22 protein-coding genes are annotated in these 22,818 nt (G+C 68.0%); 13 read left to right on the forward strand and 9 right to left on the reverse strand.

Annotated features, from left to right (window positions below; all coding sequences use genetic code 11):
- Positions 1-128 precede the first annotated feature (128 nt).
- Together ALI44B_RS07470 and ALI44B_RS07475 are read left to right on the forward strand one after the other, a co-directional pair.
- On the forward strand, positions 129-719 hold the full coding sequence (locus ALI44B_RS07470; protein ID WP_077054135.1) for a SipW-dependent-type signal peptide-containing protein: 591 nt from the start codon (positions 129-131) through the stop codon (positions 717-719).
- A 103-nt stretch (positions 720-822) separates the two neighbouring features.
- On the forward strand, positions 823-2,268 hold the full coding sequence (locus ALI44B_RS07475) for a signal peptidase I (RefSeq protein WP_179100232.1): 1,446 nt from the start codon (positions 823-825) through the stop codon (positions 2,266-2,268).
- A gap of 50 nt (positions 2,269-2,318) precedes the next feature.
- Here ALI44B_RS07475 and ALI44B_RS07480 read toward each other — a convergent pair whose 3' ends face one another.
- From ALI44B_RS07480 to ALI44B_RS07495, 4 genes are all read right to left on the reverse strand, one after another.
- Positions 2,319-3,626 carry an MFS transporter gene (locus tag ALI44B_RS07480; RefSeq protein ID WP_077055431.1) on the reverse strand — a complete coding sequence of 436 codons (1,308 nt, stop codon included), beginning with the start codon at positions 3,624-3,626 and terminating at the stop codon, positions 2,319-2,321.
- A gap of 164 nt (positions 3,627-3,790) precedes the next feature.
- Positions 3,791-4,633: an aldo/keto reductase gene (locus tag ALI44B_RS07485; RefSeq protein ID WP_077054137.1), complete on the reverse strand. Its 843-nt coding sequence runs from the start codon at positions 4,631-4,633 to the stop codon at positions 3,791-3,793.
- Complete coding sequence (locus tag ALI44B_RS07490) at positions 4,630-5,526, reverse strand: cytochrome c oxidase assembly protein (protein ID WP_238592156.1); 897 nt, start codon at positions 5,524-5,526, stop codon at positions 4,630-4,632. The genes ALI44B_RS07485 and ALI44B_RS07490 overlap by 4 nt, the downstream gene beginning before the upstream one ends.
- 4 nt (positions 5,527-5,530) lie before the next feature.
- Complete coding sequence (locus ALI44B_RS07495; RefSeq protein ID WP_077054138.1) at positions 5,531-6,016, reverse strand: DUF2243 domain-containing protein; 486 nt, start codon at positions 6,014-6,016, stop codon at positions 5,531-5,533.
- Positions 6,017-6,147: 131 nt separating this feature from the next.
- On the opposite strand from ALI44B_RS07495, the gene ALI44B_RS07500 reads away from it, so the two are divergent.
- Both ALI44B_RS07500 and ALI44B_RS07505 read left to right on the forward strand, forming a co-directional pair.
- Entirely contained in the window at positions 6,148-8,475 is a 2,328-nt protein-coding gene (locus tag ALI44B_RS07500) for an exo-beta-d-1,3/1,6-glucosidase (RefSeq protein WP_083709724.1), read from the forward strand.
- Between the two features lie 116 nt (positions 8,476-8,591).
- Complete coding sequence (locus ALI44B_RS07505) at positions 8,592-9,389, forward strand: MBL fold metallo-hydrolase (RefSeq protein ID WP_083709725.1); 798 nt, start codon at positions 8,592-8,594, stop codon at positions 9,387-9,389.
- 77 nt (positions 9,390-9,466) lie between these two features.
- On the opposite strand, the gene ALI44B_RS07510 is transcribed toward ALI44B_RS07505, so the two are convergent.
- Together ALI44B_RS07510 and ALI44B_RS07515 are read right to left on the reverse strand one after the other, a co-directional pair.
- The gene (locus tag ALI44B_RS07510; protein ID WP_077054139.1) at positions 9,467-10,042 is read right to left on the reverse strand and encodes a hypothetical protein; all 576 of its coding nucleotides are present in this window, start codon (positions 10,040-10,042) and stop codon (positions 9,467-9,469) included.
- A gap of 30 nt (positions 10,043-10,072) precedes the next feature.
- Positions 10,073-11,221, reverse strand: a complete 1,149-nt coding sequence (locus ALI44B_RS07515) for a zinc-dependent alcohol dehydrogenase (protein ID WP_077054140.1) — start codon at positions 11,219-11,221, stop codon at positions 10,073-10,075.
- A 335-nt stretch (positions 11,222-11,556) separates the two neighbouring features.
- On the opposite strand from ALI44B_RS07515, the gene ALI44B_RS07520 reads away from it, so the two are divergent.
- The 3 genes from ALI44B_RS07520 to ALI44B_RS07530 all read left to right on the forward strand — a co-directional run bounded on the left by ALI44B_RS07520 (position 11,557) and on the right by ALI44B_RS07530 (position 17,599).
- Positions 11,557-14,421 carry a M14 family zinc carboxypeptidase gene (locus ALI44B_RS07520; RefSeq protein ID WP_083709727.1) on the forward strand — a complete coding sequence of 955 codons (2,865 nt, stop codon included), beginning with the start codon at positions 11,557-11,559 and terminating at the stop codon, positions 14,419-14,421.
- A gap of 162 nt (positions 14,422-14,583) precedes the next feature.
- Entirely contained in the window at positions 14,584-16,785 is a 2,202-nt protein-coding gene (locus ALI44B_RS07525; RefSeq protein ID WP_083709728.1) for an acyltransferase family protein, read from the forward strand.
- 148 nt (positions 16,786-16,933) lie between these two features.
- The gene (locus ALI44B_RS07530) at positions 16,934-17,599 is read left to right on the forward strand and encodes a pentapeptide repeat-containing protein (protein WP_077054142.1); all 666 of its coding nucleotides are present in this window, start codon (positions 16,934-16,936) and stop codon (positions 17,597-17,599) included.
- A gap of 42 nt (positions 17,600-17,641) precedes the next feature.
- On the opposite strand, the gene ALI44B_RS07535 is transcribed toward ALI44B_RS07530, so the two are convergent.
- Positions 17,642-18,040, reverse strand: a complete 399-nt coding sequence (locus ALI44B_RS07535; RefSeq protein WP_077054143.1) for a VOC family protein — start codon at positions 18,038-18,040, stop codon at positions 17,642-17,644.
- Between the two features lie 179 nt (positions 18,041-18,219).
- On the opposite strand from ALI44B_RS07535, the gene ALI44B_RS07540 reads away from it, so the two are divergent.
- The 4 genes from ALI44B_RS07540 (at position 18,220) to ALI44B_RS07555 (ending at position 20,245) form a co-directional block, all read left to right on the forward strand.
- Positions 18,220-18,537 (forward strand): DUF7882 family protein, encoded by a 318-nt coding sequence (locus tag ALI44B_RS07540; protein ID WP_077055436.1) that lies wholly within the window; start codon positions 18,220-18,222, stop codon positions 18,535-18,537.
- On the forward strand, positions 18,537-18,998 hold the full coding sequence (locus ALI44B_RS07545; RefSeq protein ID WP_077054144.1) for a MarR family winged helix-turn-helix transcriptional regulator: 462 nt from the start codon (positions 18,537-18,539) through the stop codon (positions 18,996-18,998). The genes ALI44B_RS07540 and ALI44B_RS07545 overlap by 1 nt, the downstream gene beginning before the upstream one ends.
- A 168-nt stretch (positions 18,999-19,166) precedes the next feature.
- Positions 19,167-19,493, forward strand: coding sequence for a YciI family protein (locus ALI44B_RS07550; protein WP_077054145.1), 327 nt, complete (start codon positions 19,167-19,169; stop codon positions 19,491-19,493).
- A gap of 146 nt (positions 19,494-19,639) precedes the next feature.
- Entirely contained in the window at positions 19,640-20,245 is a 606-nt protein-coding gene (locus tag ALI44B_RS07555) for a class I SAM-dependent methyltransferase (RefSeq protein ID WP_077054146.1), read from the forward strand.
- A gap of 78 nt (positions 20,246-20,323) precedes the next feature.
- On the opposite strand, the gene ALI44B_RS07560 is transcribed toward ALI44B_RS07555, so the two are convergent.
- Positions 20,324-20,785 (reverse strand): GNAT family N-acetyltransferase, encoded by a 462-nt coding sequence (locus ALI44B_RS07560; RefSeq protein ID WP_077054147.1) that lies wholly within the window; start codon positions 20,783-20,785, stop codon positions 20,324-20,326.
- Between the two features lie 132 nt (positions 20,786-20,917).
- Here ALI44B_RS07560 and ALI44B_RS07565 point away from each other — a divergent pair, with 132 nt between their 5' ends.
- Together ALI44B_RS07565 and ALI44B_RS07570 are read left to right on the forward strand one after the other, a co-directional pair.
- Complete coding sequence (locus ALI44B_RS07565; RefSeq protein WP_077054148.1) at positions 20,918-21,535, forward strand: TetR/AcrR family transcriptional regulator; 618 nt, start codon at positions 20,918-20,920, stop codon at positions 21,533-21,535.
- Entirely contained in the window at positions 21,532-22,332 is an 801-nt protein-coding gene (locus ALI44B_RS07570; RefSeq protein ID WP_077054149.1) for an NAD(P)H-dependent oxidoreductase, read from the forward strand. The genes ALI44B_RS07565 and ALI44B_RS07570 overlap by 4 nt, the downstream gene beginning before the upstream one ends.
- A 76-nt stretch (positions 22,333-22,408) precedes the next feature.
- Here the strand turns inward: ALI44B_RS07570 and ALI44B_RS07575 are convergent, their stop codons facing one another.
- The gene (locus ALI44B_RS07575; RefSeq protein ID WP_077054150.1) at positions 22,409-22,705 is read right to left on the reverse strand and encodes a hypothetical protein; all 297 of its coding nucleotides are present in this window, start codon (positions 22,703-22,705) and stop codon (positions 22,409-22,411) included.
- Between the last annotated feature and the right edge of the window lie 113 nt (positions 22,706-22,818).

Raw genomic sequence — 22,818 nt, forward strand, 5'->3', positions numbered from 1 at the left:
GAGCTGTTTTTATCAGCATTCGATTGTGGCGGCGGAAAACCCCGCCAATCTCTCTCTAGCGCGCCCTGGCACTCTGACATATCATGATGCCAGAAGCGCAGAGCGCGCTCGCGAAGGGGGTTAATGCTATGAGCATCACGACACTGCACGAACGCAAGACCGGAAAGACCAGGGCGTTGCTCGCGACCGGCATCGTCGTCGGGCTCGGCGCCGTCGGCACACTCGCGGCGTTCACCGACACCGCATCGTTCACCTCGACGTTCGCCACGGGTTCGGTCGATATCGCGCTCGACGGCACGAACGAGGGCAAGCCCACCCCCTACGCCTTCACCGCCTGGGATTCGCTCCTCATGGTCCCCGCCGGCGAGAAATACGCCCCGCTGGTGGTCAACAACAAGGGAACCTCACCATTCACGTACACCATGGCAACGCCTGCCCTGGCGGGCACGACGGCGCTCGCCGAAGGCCCGACCGGGCTTCAAGCGGGCATCGTGGCAATTACGGGCAGCACGTGCGATGCTGCCGCATTCGCCGCCGGAACGCCCGTGACGGGCACGGGGTCTCTGTCCGCGCTCGCCATCGCCACGCCGCGAACGCTGGCACCCGGCGCGAGCGAGACGCTGTGTTTCCAGGCGGTACTCCCCGCGGGCGCACCCGACTCATTGAGCGGCGTCGCGGTCACCCCGACCTTCACGCTCACAGCGGTCGCGGCCGTCTGATCGTTCGGGGCGGCGCCTTCGGACACACGGCGCCGCCCCGCGCCGATTCGGCATGGCCGGCAACGAATGCGCTCGATATGACTCGACGAAGGAGAACCATCTCGTGACGACATCCGTCTGGCGCATTCTGCGCGAAACCATCCTGAGCGTCGCCGCCGCCATCGGCGTGATCTGCCTCGTCGGAAGCGCCCTCATGCTCGTGACGGGCGTGACTCCGGTGGTGTTCCGATCGGGATCGATGGCACCGGCCATGCCAACAGGAGCCCTGGCACTCGTGCAAGACCGTTCCGCACGTACCGTGTCGATCGGCGACGTCGTCTCGACCGTCGGTGGCACGGGCATTCGCACCACCCATCGCGTGGTGGACATGCGTCGTGCGAGCGAAGGCCGCATGATCCTCACCACACGCGGAGACGCCAACGAGGCCGACGACGCCGCGGAGAAGACGGTCTCCCGCGTCGACGTGGTCGTGTGGTCGGCACCCATGTGGGGTTACGCGGTCACGGCCCTGCAGCATCCGTTCGTGGTCTTCGCGGGAGGCGCGATCGCCGGCAGTTGGATCACCTGGTGGGTCGTCATGCGGCGAAGAGACCGCCGACGGCCCCGGGTGCCGCACGCCGCTCCGACCACCTATTCGCGCGATCGGTCAGTTTCGAGAACCATCACCCTCTCGGTGACGACGATCGCACTCACGGGGTTGACGGCTGCGCTCGGGCTCGCCGGTTCAGCTCAGGGCACCCAGGCATCTTTCATCGCGGATACGGCACGAGCATCGGCATCGTTCGGCGTCGACACCCTGGGAACCCGCATCACGCGCTCCCTCGACGTCACGCGGGCCACGAACGGCCAGAAGGGCGGACGGCTAGCACCGGAGGCCGCGACCACCTGGACCGACTTTCCGCCGCCACCATTCCGCCCGACGAGCTTCAGTGCCGAAGGCGCACTCAGTGTGGCCTTCGACGGCACACATTATGCCTATCACTACGACGGCGGCGCTTGGCAGATGCGTGCCCTCCCCGCCTCAGACATCACGGCCGTCATGGCCACGTCCAACACCAAGGTCCCCGTCGTGATGGCCACCAACGGCTCGACCTGGTGGTACTCCGATCACACCAAGACAGCGGGCACCCCGGGCGCCTGGATCGTGTTCCGTCCCCTCAACCCGCCCACCGGGATCATCGACTCCGATTCGGCGGGGCGGCGGAACGCGACGACCGACGGGTCGACCATCAAGGTCAGCGACTACTTCGGTAACACGTGGACGACTGCCGCTCCCCTGCCCGCCGGGAACGCGGCGATGGTGGCCTATTCGGGTTCGACCGTGCTCGCCTGGGGCAGCCGAGGGTGGTGGCGCAGCCGCGACAACGGCGCGAGCTGGTCGGCCGACACCCTCCTCAATTCACGTGTGCCCGTGCCCACCGATATGACGGGCGGCACCGACACGTCCTCGGCGCCCGACAACCGGTTCATCATCGCGCGGGGAACAAGCGGCGTCTGGCGCTACAACGGCCAATATCAGACCATAACGGCCGTGCAACCCGCGTACTGATGGAACCGGTGGGCCGGCTGAACCTGCCCTGCCGTGCCGCGCTGTGAACACTACGACCGAGTTGAGTCGCCCTCGGCCACGGTGACCGGGGTTCCGGCCGGTTTGGCAGCGGCGATCGCCGCGCGGCCCGACGGCAGCACGATGGCCACGCCCATGACGACGATCATGACGATGCCCGCGACGATCAGCAGCAACTGCACGCTGATGACATCCGCGAGCGGGCCGAAGACCACCATGCCGAGCGGCGTGGCCAGGGCCATCACGATGCCCACATAACTGAACACCCGACCGTGCATCTCGGGTTTCACGGTCTCTTGGATGATCGTCATGAAGGGCGCCGAGAAGAGCGGCACGAGCAGCCCGAACGCGAACATGAAGGCGTAGAAGACCCAGAGGTTGGGGCTCAGCCCCAGCGCAAGAGTGAAGGCCGCGAACCCGAACGACGCGAACAAGATGAGGCCCATGGCGCTGCGTTTCGCGAGCACCGTGCCCACCAGCACGCCGCCCAAGATCATGCCGACGCTGAACGCCAGCTCGAGCACGGTCACCATCCACACTTCTGAGCCGAACGAGCGGGCCACCATGAGGGGTGTGATGAACGACGGCGCGACCGACAGCAGGAACACGATGGCGAAAACGCCCAGCAGCCAGCGCACCACCCGGTTGTTCCAGATGAAACGGAACCCCTCGGACAGGTCTTCTCGGTAGCTCGACGTCTTGTCGGCCAGCGACGCGAGCGTCGGAACGGTCACGAACGCGAGGAAGCCGATGCCGATGGCGGCCGTGACGACGTCGATGAAGAACACCGGCACGATGCCGAAGATGCCGAACACTGCCCCGGCCGCGGCGGGGGCCAGCAGGGCCATGGCCGATTGGATGGTCTGGAAGAAGCCGTTGACGCGCATGAGCTGCTCGGGCGGCACGATCTGCGGGATCATCGCCTGCACGGCCGGCGACTGGAATCCGGCGCCCACCGAGCGCACGCCGACGGCCAGCAGGATCACCCAGAGCTCGGTGATGCCGTTCATCATGAGTACCGCGAGAACGAGCGTGGCGATCGCGATCGACCCGTCGGCCACCATGACGAGCACCCGCCGATTCATGCGGTCGGCGATGACGCCACCGAAGATCGACACGATGCCCTGGGGTAAGAAGGCGGCCACGGCGTAGAGCGCGACCGCGAGGCCCGACCGCGTCTCGAACGTGACCCACCACATGACCGCGTATTGCACGATCATCGAGCCGAAGAGCGACACCGTCTGCCCGCTCAGGAAGAGGGTGACGTTGCGCTTCCAGGGCTGAGGCACGTCGCTGGCGACGGCACTCGGGGCCGTGAGGGCGGCATCGTCGTCGCTCATGGCGTCCTCCACGGGGTGATTCGGCGGATGAGGGTGTAGGGACAGCGTAGCGAGGGGGTCCGACATTGGGCAGTCCCCCGTTTCGTCGGGCAGGCCCGGGCGTGACCGCCGCGCGAGCCCGCAGGAGGTGCCATGCCGGCCGCGTACCGCGTGCGCCGCCGCCGCTACAGCTTCTTGTCGGCGCGTACCTCGTCGGGGTGCGACCCGAAACGCTGCTCGTGCACGCCGAGCGCGTCGATGCGCGCGAGGTCGGGGCCGTCGAGCGCGAACGAGAACACGTCGAGGTTCGAGCGGATGCGTTCGCGTGTCACCGATTTGGGAATGACGGTGTTGCCGAGCTGCAGGTGCCAGCGCACGATGATCTGGGCGGGCGAGACGCCGTGTTTACGCGCGAGGGCCGCGACGGTGGGGTCGGCGAGCACGTTGCCGCGGCCGAGCGGGCTCCACGCCCCCGTGACGATTCCGTGGCGGGCGTGCAGCTGACGCAACTCGGCCTGCTGCAGATAGGGGTGCAGTTCGATCTGATTGACGGCGGGCGCGACATCCGTATCGGCGAGCAGGCGTTCGAGGTGCGCTGGCTGGAAGTTCGAGACGCCGATGGCGCGCACGAGGCCGTCGTCGACGAGGGTTTCGAGGGCCCGCCAGGCCGTGACATAGAGGTCCTGATCGGCGGCCGGCCAGTGGATGAGGTAGAGGTCGAGGCGCTCGACGGCGAGGGCGTCCAGGCTGCGGCGCGCGGCATCCCGAGCGTTGCCGTGTTCGTCGTTCCAGAGCTTGGTGGTGAGGAAGACCTCGTCGCGCGCGAGACCGGATGCCGTGACGGCTCGCCCGACGGCCGCCTCGTTGCCATAGGCCGACGCCGTGTCGATGTGCCGATAGCCCGCCTCGAGCGCCTCAGACACCACCCGCTCCGTGTCGGCCGCATCGACCTTGTAGACGCCGAAGCCGAGCTGCGGAACGGTGACGCCGTTGTTGAGCGTGAGGCGGGGAACGACCGGTGTACTCATAGCGAAACGCTAACACCGGCGGGGGCGCGCCGCCGGGCCGGATCACTGGCCCGGAACCACTCCGCGAAGAAGACGACGAGCAGAGCGAGCTCGGCCAGGCCTCCCCCGTAGTACATGAGTTGGGCGCCGGCCAGAGCATCGGATGCCGCGACCCCGGCGGGTGGGTCGGCCGCGACCAGTTTGGCCAGCACGCTGTGCAGCCCGAGGGCCGGCAGAAGGATCGCCAGGCGCCACCCGAAGCCGGGGCGATGCGGCGCCGGATCGGGGCCCACGAACGCCGCCGTGAAGAGGAAACCCGCGGCGACGAAGTGGGCGGTGACGAGCGGATGCAGCGCGGGAGCCTCGAGCAGCGCGTGTCCGAAGGGCGTGGCGAAGAGCAGCCAGAGCGATCCGACGTTGAGCACCGAAGCCGTGACGGGGTGGGCGACGACGCGCGCGACCGGCGAACGCAGGAGGCGCGACAGACGGCGAGCCTGGCCGATCTCGAGCGCGCGCAGGGCCAGGGTCATGGGCGCCGCGAGCACGAGCAGCAGGGGCGCGACCATAGCCGCGATGAGGTGCACGAACATGTGGGCGACGAAACCGGTGTGCGCGGCATCCGCGAGCGGGCCGACGAAGCAGGCTGCCACGAGCAGCAGGCCAAGCATCCATGAGGCCGTGCGGATGGCGGGCCAGTCGCGGGTTGCTCGGCGGCGCTCGGCGTGCACGGCCCCGAGGTAGAGGGCGGCCGCGAGGAGGATCGGGAGGAGCGCGAGAAGGCCCGGGTCGAAGCCCGCGACATGATGTCCCGCGGAGAGGGACCCACCGCGATCGCCCGGGGGGAAGCCCACTGCGTGCTGCACCGCGGCGCCCGGGTCGAGCCCGACGGCCAGAGGCGCTGCCGGTGACGACACGCGCTCAGCCCCGTGCCGGGACGAGGCGCGCTGCGCGGACCGTCAAGACGATGCCGACGGCCAGGAGGACGACACCCGCCCCGATCCAGGCGAGGTCGTAGGGCAACAGCTCGACGCCGTAACGCACCTGGTGCACGCGCAGGACTTTGTGATCGATCATTCCGTCGAAGAGTTGGAAGCCGCCGAGACCGACGAAGAGGCCCGCGACGACGATCGGCCGGGCCATCGTGTCGCGACGGCGCGCATCGGCGAGGAGGAAGAAGCCCGCGACGAGCGCGATGAGGGATGCGGCGTGCAAGAAGCCGTCGGAGAGCAACCCGATGGCGGGCGTCGAACGATCGAAGAAGTGGTGCCACGCGAGGATCTGGTGGAAGACGATCTCGTCGATAGCGGCCATGACGGCGGCGCCGATGAGGAACGCACCCCAGAAGGAGCGGCTCTGCAGGGGACGGGCGGGGGACGCCTGGCGGACGTCGGAGCGAGCGGACATGCATCCAGAGTTGCGGGTCTTCGCCGTCCCTGTCGACCCCCTTGCCAGACCCGACGGGCTTGAGGCCGGACGACGAATCCGGCCGGTCAGCGATGGAGTTAAGCGCATACATCTGGAACGATGGATGAGCCATGACATCTGCAACGACGCCGCCCTCCTCCCCCACCCCGACCTCCACGACCGACGCCGACACATCCAGCCGGTTGCCCTATCGCGACGCGAGCCTCGGCATCGACGAGCGGCTCGCCGACCTGCTGTCGCGCATGACGCTCGAGGAGAAGATCGGGCAGATGCTGCAGCTCGACGCGCGCGCCGACCTCGACGAGTTGGTGGGGGTTTCGCTCGTCGGCTCGCTGCTGCACGCCTCTCCCGAGCGCAACATCCGCGCGCAGCAGCTCGTCACACAGACTCGCCTCGGCATCCCTCTTCTCATGGCCGACGACTGCATCCACGGCCACTCGTTCTGGCCCGGCGCCACCATCTTCCCCACGCAGCTCGGCATGGCGGCCACGTGGGACACGGCACTCGTCGAACAAGGCGCCCGCGCAACCGCCGTCGAGGTCGCCGCGACGGGCCTGCACTGGACGTTCTCCCCCGTGCTGTGCATCTCACGCGACCTGCGCTGGGGCCGCGTCGACGAGACGTTCGGCGAAGACCCGCACCTGATCGGCGAGCTCGGCGCCGCCATGATCCGCGGCTACCAGGGCGAGGGGCTCACCGACCCCGACGCCGTGCTCGCCACCGCCAAACACTTCGCCGGCTACTCCGAGACGCAGGGCGGGCGCGACGCCAGCGAGGCCGACCTCAGCCGCCGCAAGCTGCGTTCCTGGTTCCTGCCGCCCTTCGAACGCGCCGTCGAGGCCGGCGCCCGCACCTTCATGCTCGGCTATCAGGCCATCGACGGCGTTCCCGTCACGGCCAACGAGTGGTTGCTCAACGACGTACTCAAAGGCGAGTGGGGTTTCGACGGAACCCTCGTCACCGACTGGGACAACGTGGGCCGGATGGTGTGGGAACAACACGTCGCCGCCACCTATGAAGACGCCGCAGCCGTGGCCGTGTCCGCCGGCAACGACCTCATCATGGCAACGCCGAAGTTCCGCGACGCCGCGCTCGCGGCCGTGGGCTCCGGCCGACTGACCGTAGCGCAGATCGACGACGCCGTCACGCGCATCCTGCGGCTCAAGTTCGAGCTAGGCCTGTTCGAGAACCCGCGCCTGCCCGACCCCGAGCGCCAGCGCCAGGTCATCGGCAGCGCGCCCCACACGGCCCTCAACCTCGAGATGGCCCGCCGCTCGCTCGTGCTGTTGCGCAACGACGGCACGCTGCCCCTGCTCGAGACTCCGGATGCCGCGCCCTCCGACCCCCGCACGGTCGCCGTCATCGGGCCCAACGCCGACGACCCGCACGCTCAGCTCGGCGACTGGGCGGGCGCCTCGGGCCAGGTCGACTGGATGCCCGACGGCCACCCCCGCGACACCGTCCTCACCGTGCTCGACGGTTTTCGCCGGGCCGTGCCCGAGAGCTGGACGATCACGCACGCGCGCGGCGCCGACATCGGCGACCTGGCCGACGACCCCCGCGGCGTGTTCCCCGACGGGCAGCCGCGGCCGCCGTACTTCCAGGCGGCGAGCCCCGACGAACGGATGATCGCCGAGGCCGTCGAGGCTGCGACATCCGCCGATTGGGCCGTCGTCGTCGTGGGTGACACCGTCGCGCTCGCGGGTGAGGGACGCTCGACCGCCACACTCGAACTGCAGGGCACCCAGATCGCGTTGCTCGACGCCGTCGTCGCTACGGGAACGCCCACCATCGTTGTGCTCGTGCAGTCGAAGCCGTCGGTTCTGCCCGAGTCGGCGCTTCATGCCGCGGCGATCATCGAGGCGTTCAACCCCGGCATGCGGGGCGGGCTTGCCGTGGCCGAACTCGTGCTCGGCCGCATCGAACCGACGGGGCGCCTGCCCATCACGTTCGCCCGGCACGCAGGTCAGCTGCCCGTCTTCTACAACCAGCTGCGCGGGCAACACGGCGACCGCTATGCCGATCTGACGCAGGACCCGCTGTTCGCGTTCGGCGAGGGCCTCAGCTATTCGCGCGTCGAGTACAGCGAGCTGCGACTCGATGACGCCGAAGTGACGGCGGCCGACGTCATCCGCGCCACCGTGACGCTGACGAACGTCGGCGAGCGCCCCTCGACCGAGACCGTGCAGGTCTATGTCACCGACACGGTCACGAGCGTGACGTGGGCCGAGCGCGAGTTGAAGGCTTTCCGGCAGGTGACCGTGCCGGCGGGGGCCACGGTCGACGTTTCGATCGACCTTCCGGCCTCGGCTTGCTCGCTCGTGGATGCCGCGGGCGACCGCATCGTCGAGCCCGGCGACTTCGAGCTACTCGTCGGCACCAGCTCGCGGCCCGCCGATCTGCAGAGCGCGCCGTTCCGCATCGCTTCCGCCGGCTGACGACGCCCCGATCGCGGTCGTCAATCCCCTGCCGCCGGGCGCGCGGCTTGCCTAACATCGTGAGACCGCGGCGTTGCACGAACAAGCGCCGCGCGTCAGGCGAAAGGGGCACCCACATGGCACAGGCCATCTTCGGAGAGAGCGCGACGGGCGCGAAGACCCGGCGCGCCACGCTGAGCAAGAACGTGGCGCCCGGCATCCATCGTCTCGAGCACGCCTATGTCAACTGCTACCTCATCGAGGACGAGAGCGGAGTGACGCTCGTCGACACCGCTTTTCCGGCGACGTGGCCGCTGCTGCAGAACGCGCTGCGGCAGATCGACCGCACGAAAGACGACGTTCGCGCCGTGGTGCTGACGCACGCGCACTTCGATCACCTGGGCATGGCCGAGCGCCTGCGCAAGGAATGGCGCGTGCCCGTGTGGGCGCACCCCGACGAGCGTTACATCGCCCGCCACCCCTACCGTTACGCCCACGAGTCGCCGCGGCTGCTCTGGCCCGTCACCCACCCCACGTCGATCCCGATTCTCGGGCGGATGGTGCGGGCGGGCGCGTTGACCGTTCCGGGCATCGACGACCTGCGCACCTTCGCGGCCGACGACGTGCTCGACGTGCCCGGCCAGCCGCGCGTGGTCTTCAGCCCGGGCCACACCTTCGGACACTGCGCCCTGCACCTGCCCGACCGTTCGGCGCTGATCTCGGGGGACGCACTCGTGACCTTCAACCCCTACACGGGCGGCACGGGCCCGCAGATCGTCTCGGGGGCGGCCACAGCCGACAGCGCGCAGGCCCTCGCGTCACTCGACGCGCTCGCGGCAACCGGGGCGGACATCGTGCTGCCCGGTCACGGCAAGCCCTGGAAGAAGGGCATCGTGAGCGCGGTCGCCGAGGCGCGCAAGGTCGGGCGCACCTAAGCGGCGAGCGACGAGTACACCATGAAGGCCGACATCCCGAGTGGATGCCAACCTTCATGTTCATTCAACGCATGGCGTCAGCGGCGCGCGGCCCGCACCCCCGCGCGGGCGACGACGAAAGCCGCCCAGCCGACCAGCACCCACGGCCCCGCGACCACGATCGGGTCGATCCAGCTGTGCTTCACATCGACGCGACGCCGCCCGAAGCGCGACGCGAACCCGTGATACTTGCCCTCGGCCAACACGCCCGTCTCGGTGATCGGGTTATCGGGGTGTCCGGATGCCAGCGACGTGACGTGACTCTCGATGGCGTCGACGCGGTCGCCGAGGATGAGCAGCATCCAGTGCGCCAGGCGCCCCTCGCTGTACTGCGCATAGGCATAGCGACGGATGACACCGCTCAGCCCCTTGAGCGGCGCCGACGTGCCGAAAACGGGCGTCAAGAACTTGTGCTCGATCGAACGCTCGCGCGGCACCAGCTCCTCTTGGCGCTCGGGGAAGTCCCAGTGCGCCCCCGTCACCTCGGGCGCGAAACGTTCCTTCGGCACGGCCGGCCGGTCCTTCTTGTCGAGGTCGGCGCCCCAACCGGGGATGCGTTGGCGCAGCTCGTCGCTCGACAGCGCGCGGGTCGGTTTCTCTGCGGTGTAGGCCATGATCGTTTCTCCTCTCCGGCGGTGGCCGGGTCAGCTCGCGCTCGGCACGATGACGGGTTTGATGCAGTCGTCCAGCTTGGACGAGAACAGGTGGTATCCCTCGGCGATCTCCTCGAGCGGGATGCGGTGGGTGATGATGTCGCGCGGGCTCAGGTATCCGTTCCTGATGTGTTCGAACAGACGCGGCCATTGGCGCTTCACGGGTGCCTGGTTCATGCGCAGCGTGAGGCCCTTGTTCATCGCATCGCCGAACTTGACGGCACTGAAGATGGGGCCGTAAGCACCCATGACCGAGATCGTCCCGCCCTTACGCACCGAGTCGATGGCCCAGTTGAGTGCCGTCGGCGAACCACCCTGCAGCTTCAGCTTGGTGCCCGTGATGCTCTGCGTGAGGTTGCCGTCGGCCTCGGCGCCCACGGCGTCGATCGCGACATCCGCCCCGAGGAAATCGGTGATCTTCTTCATGTGCACGACGATGTCGTCGTATTCGGCGAAGTTGTAGGTCTCGGCGTGCGCGAACGTGCGGGCCTTCTCGAGGCGGTACTCGAGGTGGTCGATCACGATCACCCGGCCAGCGCCCATGAGCCACGACGACTTCGCGGCGAAGAGGCCCACCGGTCCGGCGCCGAACACCACGACCGTGTCGCCCTCGACGATGTCGCCGAGCTGTGCCCCGAAATAGCCCGTCGAGAGCGCGTCGGTCATGAGCAGGGCATCCTCTTCATGAATGTCGTCGGGGATGACCTGGGGCCCGACATCGGCGAACGGCACGCGCACATACTCCGCCTGTCCGCCGTCGTAGCCGCCGCACGTGTGCGAGTAGCCGTAGATGCCGCCGACGGCCGTGGCATTCGGGTTGACGTTGTGGCAGTTCGAGTAGAGGCCGCGCGCGCAGAAATAGCACGAGCCGCAATAGATGTTGAAGGGCACCATCACGCGGTCGCCGACCTTCAGGTTCTCGACCGACGAACCGACCTGTTCGACGACGCCGATGAACTCGTGGCCGAACGTGTGGCCGACGCGGGTGTCGGGCATCATGCCGTGATAGAGGTGCAGATCGGAACCGCAGATCGCGGCCAGCGTGACGCGCACGATGGCGTCGTTGGGATGCTCGATCTTCGGCATGTCTTTCTCCTGCACGCGGACCTTGTACGGTCCGCGGTATTCCATGGCGCGCATGTCTTCTCCTTGGCGGGATGGGCTGACCTGATCGTCTTGGTCGGCCACTTTTCCAAAATCCGCGCGATCCGACAAGACGATTGCCAGCACCCCCGAACGGGTGTAAAAAGCACCACCCGCGGGCCGAAACGCGCACGGGGCGCACGATCGTTGCGCTCGACATCCGCGCGTGCCGCTTTTCGCGCGCCCCGCGAAATAATGCGCCAGAAAGGCCTGTCTAGCGCGACAAATGACGCAAACGAAGCTGAAACGAGCCGGAAACGTAAGGAAACCGGGGCCGAAACGCAGCGCCCCTATTCTGGGGCGGCACCTCCACATTTCGACGAACGGAAACCATGGCTAAGAAAAGACCCATCCTCACCGTTGGTGCCATATCGGCAGCAGTGGCGCTTCTCTCGTTCTTCCCCGACCCCGCGGTCGCCGATGCCGAGTCGTCGGCGACTCCCATCGTGCGCCCCACCAACCCGGCCATCAAGATGCCGACCAGCTACCCCTTCCAGCAGCCCGTGCCCCTGGCCGCCGACTTCCCGGCCGATGCATCGACGCAGCGCGGCCTGACCCCCTACGACGAGATCGCACCCAAGATCAACTCGTGGCTCGCACGCAGCAACAAGGTTTCCGCGCAGGTGGTCGGCACAACCGACCTCGGCCGCGACATCCACTTCATCACCCTGACGGCGCCCGAGACCGCCGCAGAAACCGCTCAGCAGAACGCCTGGCGCGACAAGATCAAGAACAACGCCGCCGCGGCCGCCACCGACCAGGCGCTGCAGGACGGTTACAAGATCCCGATCTGGTTCAACGCCAACATCCACGGAAACGAGTGGGAGGGCACCGACGCCAGCATCAACTACATCGAGGACATGCTGAACGACACCTCGGCCGAGACCGCCGAGCTGCTGCGCACGCACCGCATCTACTTCACGCTGACGAACAACCCCGACGGCCGTGCACTCGGCCAGCGCGCCGTGGCCGCGGGTTTCGACCCCAACCGCGACTTCATCACGGGCGCGACGGTCGAGGCGTCGATCACGCGCGACCTGTCGAACATCATCCAGCCGACCAACTTCATCGACATCCACGGCTACACGAACATCCTCCAGGTCGAGCCCTGCGGCCCGCCCCACGGCGAGAACTACGAGTACGACCTGTTCCTGCCGCACGCCTACGACGCCGCGCTCGAGATCGAGAAGGCCGTCGTCGAGGCGAACATCCCGGGCAACACCTACCAGGCCGCGGATGGCAGCGCCACGACCACCAACACGGGCAAGATCCTCATCCCCTACCGCGACATCCGCGCGGGCTGGGATGACTGGCCCCCCATCTTCGCGCCCCAGTACGTAGCGTTCCAGGGCGCCATCACCAACACCGTCGAACTGCCCCTCGGACGCGTCAACAACAACGTGCCAGAAGGAACCCGTCGCGGCGAGGTGAACGTCGCCGTGGCCGGTGTCGTCATCGACACGGCCGTCGACTACGTGGTCGAGAACTCGGACGCGCTTCTCGACAACCAGATCGAGATCTTCCGCCGCGGCGACGCCGGTGAACCGCTCCGCACGGTTCCCGCCGACATCGACCCCGCAACGGTTCCCGCCCCGAACGCCTGGGCCGAGATCTGGGACGAGACGGATGTCTACACGGCGAAGCTGCCCCGCGCCTACGTCATCCCCGTCGGTGGCACGCAGCGCTCGGACACCGACGCCAACACGCTCGTCGACCAGCTGCTCGTCAACGGCATCGAGGTGCAGAAGACCACGTCGGCCTTGACGGCCAAGGGCACCACGTACCCCGCCGGTTCTTACCTCGTCGACATGCACCAGCCGCTGCGCGGCCTCGCCAACGTGCTGCTCGCCGATGGAACCGACATCTCGGAGCGCGTGCCCGACATGTACGACATCTCCGCCTGGAGCCTCTCGCTCCTGTGGGGCGCCGACGTCGACGCCATCGGCAGCACCACCGACGCCCCGCTCGCCGTCACGGCGACGCCCGTCACCTCCACGCCGCTCAGCTCCGTCGTTCCCGCCACGGCCGCCTATCTCGAACTCGAGGCCAGCGGTGTGGCATCCATTCAGGCCATCAACGAATTGCTGCACGACGGGGTCGCGGTTTCGCGCTTCGACGACGGCACCGTGATCCTGAAGCTCGACGCGACCAGCCGCCAGTCGGTCAGCGAGGTCACCGCCAAGTACGAGGTCACCTTCGCGGCATCGGATGGCCAGCGCCTGCGCACCGAGGACAGCACCGGTCTCGGCGCCCAGCGTGTCGGCTACACGGGCACGCAGGACGACCGCGTGACGCTGGAACGCCTCGGCTTCCGCGACCTGGTCCTCGTCAACGCGGCGTCGATCACCTCGGGTGCCGCCGACCTGTCGCAGATCGACGTGCTCTGGATCGGCTCGAACCTCGCGTTCAACGCCGACCAGGCCGCCGGAACCGCGGCGGTCAACGCCTACCTCGCGAGCAGTAAGGGTGTCGCGGGTCGCGGAACGGCTGCGGCGAACTTCGCCAACACGTTCGGCCTGCTGACCACCACCCCGGTGTCGGGCACGAGCGGTTCCAATGGAATCGTGAGCGTCGAGACCGCCGCTGACGGCGTGCTCGGGGACTTCCCGCAGGACACGGCGTTCGTCTCCCCGGCCACCTGGTTCACGGTGCTCGACCCGGCCGCCACGGTCGAACAGACCTACGCCGCCGACCCGTTCGTCTCGGGCCACTGGGCCTCGTCGGCCGGTCGCGCGCAGGAGAACTCGGCACGCCAGGCCGCCGTCGTCTCCAAGACGGCAGCCACCGGTTCCCGCGTCCTGCTGTTCGGAACGGTTCCCACCTACCGCGCCCACGTGGTCGGCGGGTCGGAAGACGTCGCCACCTCGCTCCTCTGGGCCGGCGTCGCCGGTGCCGAGGTCGAGGTTCCCGCTGCCGTCGTCGTGCCCGAGCCCACGCCCGAGCCCACCCCGGTTCCCGTGCCGAGCGACTCGCCGTCGGCCACCCCGGCGCCCGTCGCCCTGCCGACGACGCCCGCCGCTGGTGCCGGTAGCCGCCCGGGCGGTCTCGCCAACTCGGGTTCGGACGCGCTGCTGATCGGTGGCCTCGCCGCCGGCCTGCTCGCGCTCGGTGCCGCGACGCTCGGTGCGATGCGCCTGCGCGGTCGCTCGACGGCCGCCGCCGCTGAGGCACCCCGCTCGGTCGACACGGTCGAGTAACCTGCTCCACGCTCCATCCGAGGGTGCGTCCGGTCGATTCGTCGGCCGGGCGCACCCTTCTTCGTGGGAGCGCAGACCCGAGCGGCATCACGGTCGTGGGAACGCGATCATCCGCAACATTGCTGCGCTAGGCTCGTCTGCGGTTCACATCTGGGGAGACGAGTGGCAGCGCAAACGACAACCGAACAGGCAGCTTCTCTTCCGGAGACGACGGCGGCACCTCGCGGCCGGGTTCGCGCCGATATTCAGGGGCTGCGCGCCGTGGCCGTCGTGGCCGTCATCCTCAATCACCTGCTGGGATGGCCGAGCGGCGGTTTCGTGGGCGTCGACGTGTTCTTCGTCATCTCGGGCTTCCTGATCACGGGCCTCATCCTGCGCGAACGTGAGCGCACCGGCCGTTTCAGCATCGTGGGCTTCTATGCGCGCCGCATCCGCCGCATCCTGCCCGCCGCCCTCACCGTGCTCATCGCGACGACGGCCGTCGGCTGGTTCGTGTTCAACAAGACGCGCGCCTGGGAGACCATCTGGGATGCCGTGGCCAGCTTCTTCCTGGCCGCCAACTGGCGCTTCGCGGTCACGGGCACCGACTACTTTCAGCAGACCGACGCCGATTCGCCGCTGCAGCACTTCTGGTCGCTGAGCGTCGAGGAGCAGTTCTACCTCGTGTGGCCCGCGTTGCTGCTGCTGCTGTTCGCCATCGGGATGCTGCTCGCCCGGGGCAACCGCGAACGCTCGGGTCGCCGCATCCGCATCGTCGTGATCGTCGCGATGGGCCTGATCTCGGTCGCGTCCTTCGCCTTCGCCGTGTGGGAGACGCGCGAGAACGCTGAGATCGCCTACTTCTCGACCTTCACGCGCGTGTGGGAGCTCGGCGTCGGCGCGGTGTTGGCCGCGGCCGCTCCCCTGTTCCTGCGGCTGCCCGTCGCCGTGCGTTTCGTGCTCGGCTGGGCCGGACTCGCGGGCATCGTCGCCTCGTTCTTCGTCATCGACGCCTCGAAGCCGTTCCCCGGGCCGTGGGCGGCCCTGCCCGTCGTCGCGACGGCCGTAGTATTGCTCGCGGGCATCGGCGGGCCGCAGCGTTACCTCTTCCCCATCAGCAACCCCGTCACAACGTTCCTCGGCAACATCTCGTATTCGCTCTACCTGTGGCACTTCCCCGTGATCGTGTTCGTGCCGCTGTTCCTCGTCGACGAGACGCTCGAGCGCACGATCATCACGGCGGGCCTCATCTTCGTGATCTCGGTTTTGGCCTACCTGCTGATCGAGCAGCCGTTGCACCACTCCCCCTGGTTGCGGTCGTTCTCCGATGCCGGGGTGACGGATGCCGAGGCTCGACGCGTCGCGCGCGCGACCGCCCGCAGTGAGGCGTGGGGCCGCTGGCAGGAGAGGTTCGGCTCGCAGTTCATCCTCTCGACCCTGGCCCTGCTCGTGGTCGTCACGGTCGTCATCATCGCCGCCGGTTTCTCGTCGCGCGGGCAGGCCCCGCAGGCCGCGCCCGAGGCTTCGCAACAGAACGCGGCGAACCCGCTCGACCAGGCGCGCGCGGACCTGAGCGCCGCGCTCTCGGCCACGGCCTGGCCCGACAACCTGTCGCCCTCGCTCGACGACGCCATGCGCACCACCTCGAACGACAACCCGGCCCGCGGATGCTTCGAGCCCGGTTCGACGCCCGACTTCGGTGGTTGCACATGGGGTTCGGGCGACGCCCCCAACCACATGTATGTCGTGGGCGACTCGATCGCGCTCACCTACGCCCCCGCGTTCCGCCAGATCGCCGACACGAGCGACGGCCAGTGGAAGATCACCACCATCGGCCTCTACGGCTGCCGCTTCACCGACGTGCTCGTGAAGAACGACGGCGACGGCGTGATGGACAGCTGCACGCAGCGCAAACAAGACATCGCCGACCGCATCGCGAGCGATCAGCCGCAGCTCGTCGTCGTGGCGAACGCCTTTGCGCTCGGCCAGTCGTCCGACGGGCGCGCGCTGTCTACGACCGACATGGTGAGCTCGACCGCATCGCTCGCGTCACGGTTCAACAGCGCCGGCAAGATCGTCTACCTCGCGCCACCGCCCCTCGGGGCCGACCTCGACGCGTGCTACTCGCAGGTATCGAACCCGGGCGACTGCGTGGTCGACATCGACCCCGCGTGGCAGGACTTCTCGGCGGCCACACAGGCGCAGGCGCAGGCATCCGGCGATCGCTACATCGACGCGCTGCCCGTGAACTGCGTGGATGGCCGATGCCCCGCGTTCGCTGCGACGTGGCCGACGAAATACGACACCGTGCACCTGACGACCGCGTACTCGGAGCACATCGCCCCGGCCATCCGACGCCTGTTCGCCGATCAGGGGCTGATGTAGCGCAGGGCGCCGGATGTCGGTGCCGGTGCTCGTGGGGTGCCGGTGCCGGGCGGGAACTCACGGCCGGATGTCGGTGCCGCACGATAGCCTCGACGCAGCTCGGATCGCCGAGAAACAGGCCTCGCCGGCCCGTCAGAAGTGAAGTGCCATGCCCCCGAAGAAGAAGTCCTCGCTCACGCCGCAGATTCCGACCATCCGGCTCGTCGGGCTCGAAGATGGCGACGCTGGGCTGCTCGACGCGCACGAGAACGTCGACGGCCTGCGCTTCGTCGGGGCCGACGTCTCGGGGCAGGATCTCAGCGGCCTGACCGTCTCCGAGTGCGCGTTCGAAGACCTCGACGCGCACGACGTGCTGCTACGGGGGGCCGGTTTCGTCGAGACCACCATCGAGCGGCTCAACGCGCCCATTATCGCGGCGCCCCGGTCGCGGTTCCGCGAGGTGTCGATCGACCAGTCGCGCATCGGCTCGGCCGAGTTCTACGAATCCAATTGGCGATCGGTGCACATCACCGGGTCGAAGCTCGGGTTCGTCAACCTGCGCGGGGCCGTGCTGCAAGACGTGCAGTTCACGAACTGCTCGATCGACGAACTCGACCTGGGCGGCGCCACCGTCAACCGGCTCGCCTTCGTCGATTGCACGCTCAACAGCCTCGACGTCACGCGCGCCACCCTGCAGAACGTCGACCTGCGCACGCTCGACCTGCGCCGCATCTCGGGACTCGAGGGGTTGAAGGGCGCCACCATGTCGTCGATGCAGGTCTCCGAACTCGCGTCGCTCTTCGCCGAGCACCTCGGCATCGTCGTCGACGGCTGACGTCGAGGCGCGAGCGCCCCGCAACCGCGACCGCCTGGGCCCCTACTGCGCGACCGGGCTGACGAGCTGGATGAGGTTGCCGCAGGTGTCGTCGAGCACGGCCGTCGTGACGGGCCCGGCGGGCACGGGCGGTTGCACGAACGTGACCCCCCGCGCCGAGAGCTCGCGGAACGCCGCATCCACATCGTCGACCATGAAGGAAGCCGCCGGGATGCCATCCGCCACGAGAGCTTTCTTGTACGCCTGCGCGGCCGGGTGCACATCGGGTTCGAGCAGCAGCTCGACACCCTCGGGCTCGCCCGGGCCGACGACGGTCAGCCAGCGGTACTCTCCGACGGGAATGTCCGTCTTGGCGACGAAGCCGAGCGTGTCGGTATAAAACTGCAGCGCCCTCGCCTGGTCGTCGACGAACAGGCTGGTGACGTGGATGCGTGGCTGCATGGTCTCTCCTCGGTCGGATGCCGCAGCCTCGGTGTGTCGGCCTGCGCTCGTTCCTCCGATGCTCCCGCCCCGCCGGTGCCACGTCAAGAACGCACGGCGACGCGCCGCGATTTGTTATTCAGACGTATTTACTAGATCATCTAACTACTAGACAGCTTGAATGAATGGATGTGGTGTCGATGGGCATGCTCTTGTACGGAACCGATGGAGCGAAGATCGACTTCGAGGACCGCATGCTGGCGCATCTTCAGCTGGCGATCATCACGAAGCTGCGCCGCGGCGAACCCCACGTTCTCTCGTGGGAGACCCCGGCCTATGCCGGCAGCGGTCGCTCCACGATCTGGATTCACCCCGCCATCCCCCTGTTCTTCAAGTACTCAGGCAGCAAAAAGGTGCCGATCAACCGCGCCTGGGTCGAAGACCTCCTGTCGAGCGCCAACAGCACGAACGGCCTGCAGGCCCTTCCCGAACCGGCCCCCGTCAGCCGCGCGGCCTGATGCGCGGCACACTGAGCCGGGAGCAGTCGAACGCCGAGATCATGCGCGCGCTCCTGCTGTGCCGCAACACCGACATCGCGATGCGCCGCCACATCCGCGCCGAAACGGGCATGGGTGACACCGACATCCTCGCCGTGGACTATCTGCGCGACCAGCGCAGCCAGCAGCAGCCCGTCGGCCCGAAGCAGCTCGCCTCGCACCTGGGGCTGTCCTCGCCGAGCACGACCGTGCTCATCGACCGGCTCGAGAAGTTGGGCTCGGTCGAACGCGTGCCGCACCCCACCGACCGGCGGGCCCTGACCCTCGAGGCGCGCGACATGGCCCCCTCGGCCACCCCGAGCCGCGAGGCCGCAGAGGTGCGCATCCAACGGCTCATCGAGCAGCTTTCGGTCGACGATGCCGCGGTCGTCCTGCAGTTCTTGACCTCCCTCGTCGACGTGGCCCAGCCCGACGCCGCCTGACGGCTGCTCCGCGGCCGCGTGCCGGTCTCGCAGCACGACGGCGAGAAATTGTGCACGTTCCGCCGCCGCCCTCACGCCGGCGCGCGGGGCCTGGGCTCGCACATCGTCCTTGACGGCTGATTCCCACTCTGCGAGCGTGGCCCCTACACCGCGAACGAAGGAGTCACGATGAAGTTTCTTCTCTCTGTCATCGACTCGGCAACCCGCACGGGAACCGACGAGGAAATGGCCGCCGTCAGCGCGCTCAACGACGAGCTGATCGCGGCAGGACAGCTGATCGCCGCCGAAGGGCTCGCCCATCCCGACGACTCCGTCGTGATCGATGCGCGCGGCGACGACATCTCGCTGACCGCGGGGCCCTTCGCCACCGGGCGCGAGTACCTCTCCGGTTTCTGGCTGATCGAAGCCCCAAGCACCGAGGTGGCGCGCGACATCGCCACCCGCGCCTCGCGAGCGTGCGCGCGGCGGGTCGAGCTGCGCGCCACGCTGGTCTGACGCGATCGGCAGAGCTGCGCGCTGTCTGGGCTCATGACTTTTCGATGAGCTGCGCAACACAACCCCGCACCGAACGCCTCGTCTCATCTCGTCTCTCGTCTCGTCCCGTCTCGTCTCGTCTCATTTCGTCTCGTACGCTCGAGAGCATGGACGCACCGATCCGAGACGCATATTCACGCCGAGCCGACGAATACGTCGAGCACCTGGGGTCGATGGCGAGCGTTCATCCCTCCGACACTCAGCTCGTCTCGGCGTGGGCGGCCGCGCAAGACGGGCCGCTCCTCGACGCCGGGTGTGGCCCGGGGCACTGGACTGCCTTCCTCGCCGAACGAGTTGGCGAGGTGCGCGGGGTGGACGTCGTTCCACGCTTCGTCGAGCATGCGCGCGAGGCCTATCCCGAGCAAACGTTCGAGATCGAGAGCGTGGATGCCTTGAGCGCGGCCCCAGCATCGGTCGGAGGCATCCTGGCCTGGTACTCACTCATTCACCATGAGCCAGGCTCGATTCAGGTGCCGTTGCGAGAGTTTGCGCGCGTCCTCAGACCCGGGAGCGGTCTACTGCTTGGGTTCTTCACCGGGCCGTCGATCGAGCGCTTCGATCACGCCGTCATCGGCGCCTACTTCTGGCCCGTCGAAGCTCTGAGCGCAGAGGTGCAGGATGCCGGCTTCGACATCGTCGAGACGCACACCCGCACGGGTCAGGGCTCTCGGCCGCACGGCGCGATCCTCGCTCGGCGTCGCTCTAACGCCTGAGAACGGAGTTCGGCGAACGACGAACGACGACTCGTGAATAGCGAAATGGCTGACCGCGACCGTCGGTCCTTTTAGAACTCAGCGGGAGAGGTCGTCGAGACCGCGCGACCAGGCGACTTCGCGGTCGAGCTGCCCGGTTTCGGTGAAGAGCCGCACCTGGTGCGTTTGCGACAAAACCGTCGCAAGCTCGGCCCGATCGGCGGGCTCGAAGCCGAGCTTCTGCCAGAACGGGCCCGATCGCCGTGAGAACAGCCACGCCCGCCGGGCCCCTGAGCGGGCGGCATCTTCGAGCGCGAAACGCGCCAACCGCGAACCAGCCCCGGCCGTCCGACGGCCCGGCGCCACGGCCACGCTGCGAATCAGGGCATGGGCGCCATCGCCGCTCAGCTCGTAGCCCGTACTCCCGACGACCGCACCATCCGGCGCGCGCTCCATCCACAGCCTCACGGTCGGCGCATCGAGCCCCGACAGAGTCAGATCGACCTCGCCGAGGAAGGCTCGCAGCCCCTCGATCTCATCCGCCGTCACCCGCTCGAGCATCTCCCCAGTCTCGCATCCTGCGATCCACGACCTCTCCTAGAGCGTTTGCGGCCGCTCTTGCTCTCGGCCATCCCGATAAGTTACTCTTCGTAAGTTACCGATAGTAAGTTCGCAGGAGCGCGAGGAGCGGCAATGGAACGAGATGTGGCGACGGAGCCCCGTCGGCGACTGTCGAAGAGTGAGCGGCACCGGCAGTTGCTCGATACGGCTCGCGAGCTGATTCGGGATGAGGGCACCGACACGTTCACGCTCGGTCGACTGGCCGAGCGGGCCGGGGTGACGAAGCCATTGGTTTACGACCACTTCGGTGATCGGGCCGGGGTGCTTGCTGAGCTGTATCGCGAATTCGAGTCGCGTCAGCGCGAGACGCTCGAGGAGGCGCTGCGCGGTGCGGCGCCCGACCTGGCCGTCGTGTCGAGACTCGTCGCGGGGGCATACATCGACTGCTGCTTGGCCGAAGGTCGCGAGCTCGCCGACGTCGTCGCGGCCCTGGCCGGTTCGGCGACGCTTGCCCAGGTGCGGCAGGAAGCGGAGGACGAGTACCTCTCGATGTGTCGAGCAGCGCTCGAACCACTTGGCGGCCCCCTGGATACGGCCAGCCTTGCAGCCATCGTCGGCGCGGGTGACGCGCTGGCCCGCCGCGCGCTCGACGGATCGATCGACGCCGACCGTGCGCGCACAACGCTCACACAGCTCGTCGCTGCGCTCTGCCGCGAAAACACACAGGACGCAAGGACGACCGAACGATGACGATTTCCCACACGCCCAAGCCCGGTTCGGCCTTGTGGCTCTACGCCCACCCGCGCCCGGATTCGTTCAACGGACAGCTTTTTCGCGCGGGGGTTCGGGCGCTGTCGGAGCACTGCAGCGTGACGACATCCGATCTGTATGCGCAGGGGTTCGACCCCGTTCTCGGCAATGGCGACCTCGGCGACCTCAGTGAGGAATCCGGAAACATCGGCGTGCTCGCCGGGGAGGCTTTCGCCCGAGGACAGGTTCCCGCTGACGTCCGCCACGAACAAGCCAAGCTCGCGGATGCCGAGTTGCTCGTCATCCAGTTTCCGCTGTGGTGGTACGGCACGCCCGCCATCCTGAAGGGCTGGTTCGACCGCGTGCTGACGGCCGGGTTCGCCTACGGTGACCTCGACCCAGAACTCGGAGCGCCGCGACGCTACGGCGACGGGGGTCTCGCTGGGCGCCGCGCGCTCATCGTGGTGACGGCGGGCGAGGATGAGCGCTCGATCGGCGAGCGCGGCATCAGCGGCGATCTCGACTCGCTGCTCTTCCCCCTGACGCACGGCGTGCTCTGGTACGTCGGGATCGAAGCGCTCGAGCTGCACGTCATCCATGATGCCGACGACCTCGATGAGGCCGGGGTCGAACGAGAGATCGCGCGCCTCAACGAGCGGATCGACGGACTCAAGACCGAGACAGGACGGCCTTACCGCCGGCTCAAGGACGGCGACTATGCCGGAACGCGGGCGCTCGCTCCCGAGATTCTCCCCGGCCGCACCGACCTGTCCATCCACGTCGCCGACTCCGAATAGGCGAAGCGAAGCTCAGCCCGGCTCGACGCGGGCAGACCGGCGGCGGGCGGCGGGCGGCGGGCGGCACAAAAGCCGACTAGGCCCGGTGGCGCCACTCGTCGAGGAACGACTCTACGGTGTGGGTGTCGAGATCGGCACGAACGAGGGCGATCAGGCGATCGGCTTCTTCGACATCCATGCCACCCATGCGGAGGACATCACGGCCCGTGTCGGTTCGGCGCACCACGACGTCGGTTCCCTTCCACTCGGGGCCTGCGCCGAAGAAGAACGCCGAGACGAACGAGAGCACCCAACGCAGAAACACCAGAACCGTAGAGCGGCTGGTGGGGACGAGTTCGGCGGCGAGGGCGGTCGAGGCAGGCATCTCCGTCATGGACATATCCTGCCAGCCTCCGGCGAGCCGAACATTACTCACACATGACCGCGCAGCACTTTCAGAGATGCTCACGTTAGCCTCGAGGGGCGCTCGTCGCACCCTCGTTCCGC

This window comes from Leifsonia sp. ALI-44-B, assembly GCF_001984125.1.
In the GTDB taxonomy this organism is placed as follows: Bacteria; Actinomycetota; Actinomycetes; order Actinomycetales; family Microbacteriaceae; genus Okibacterium.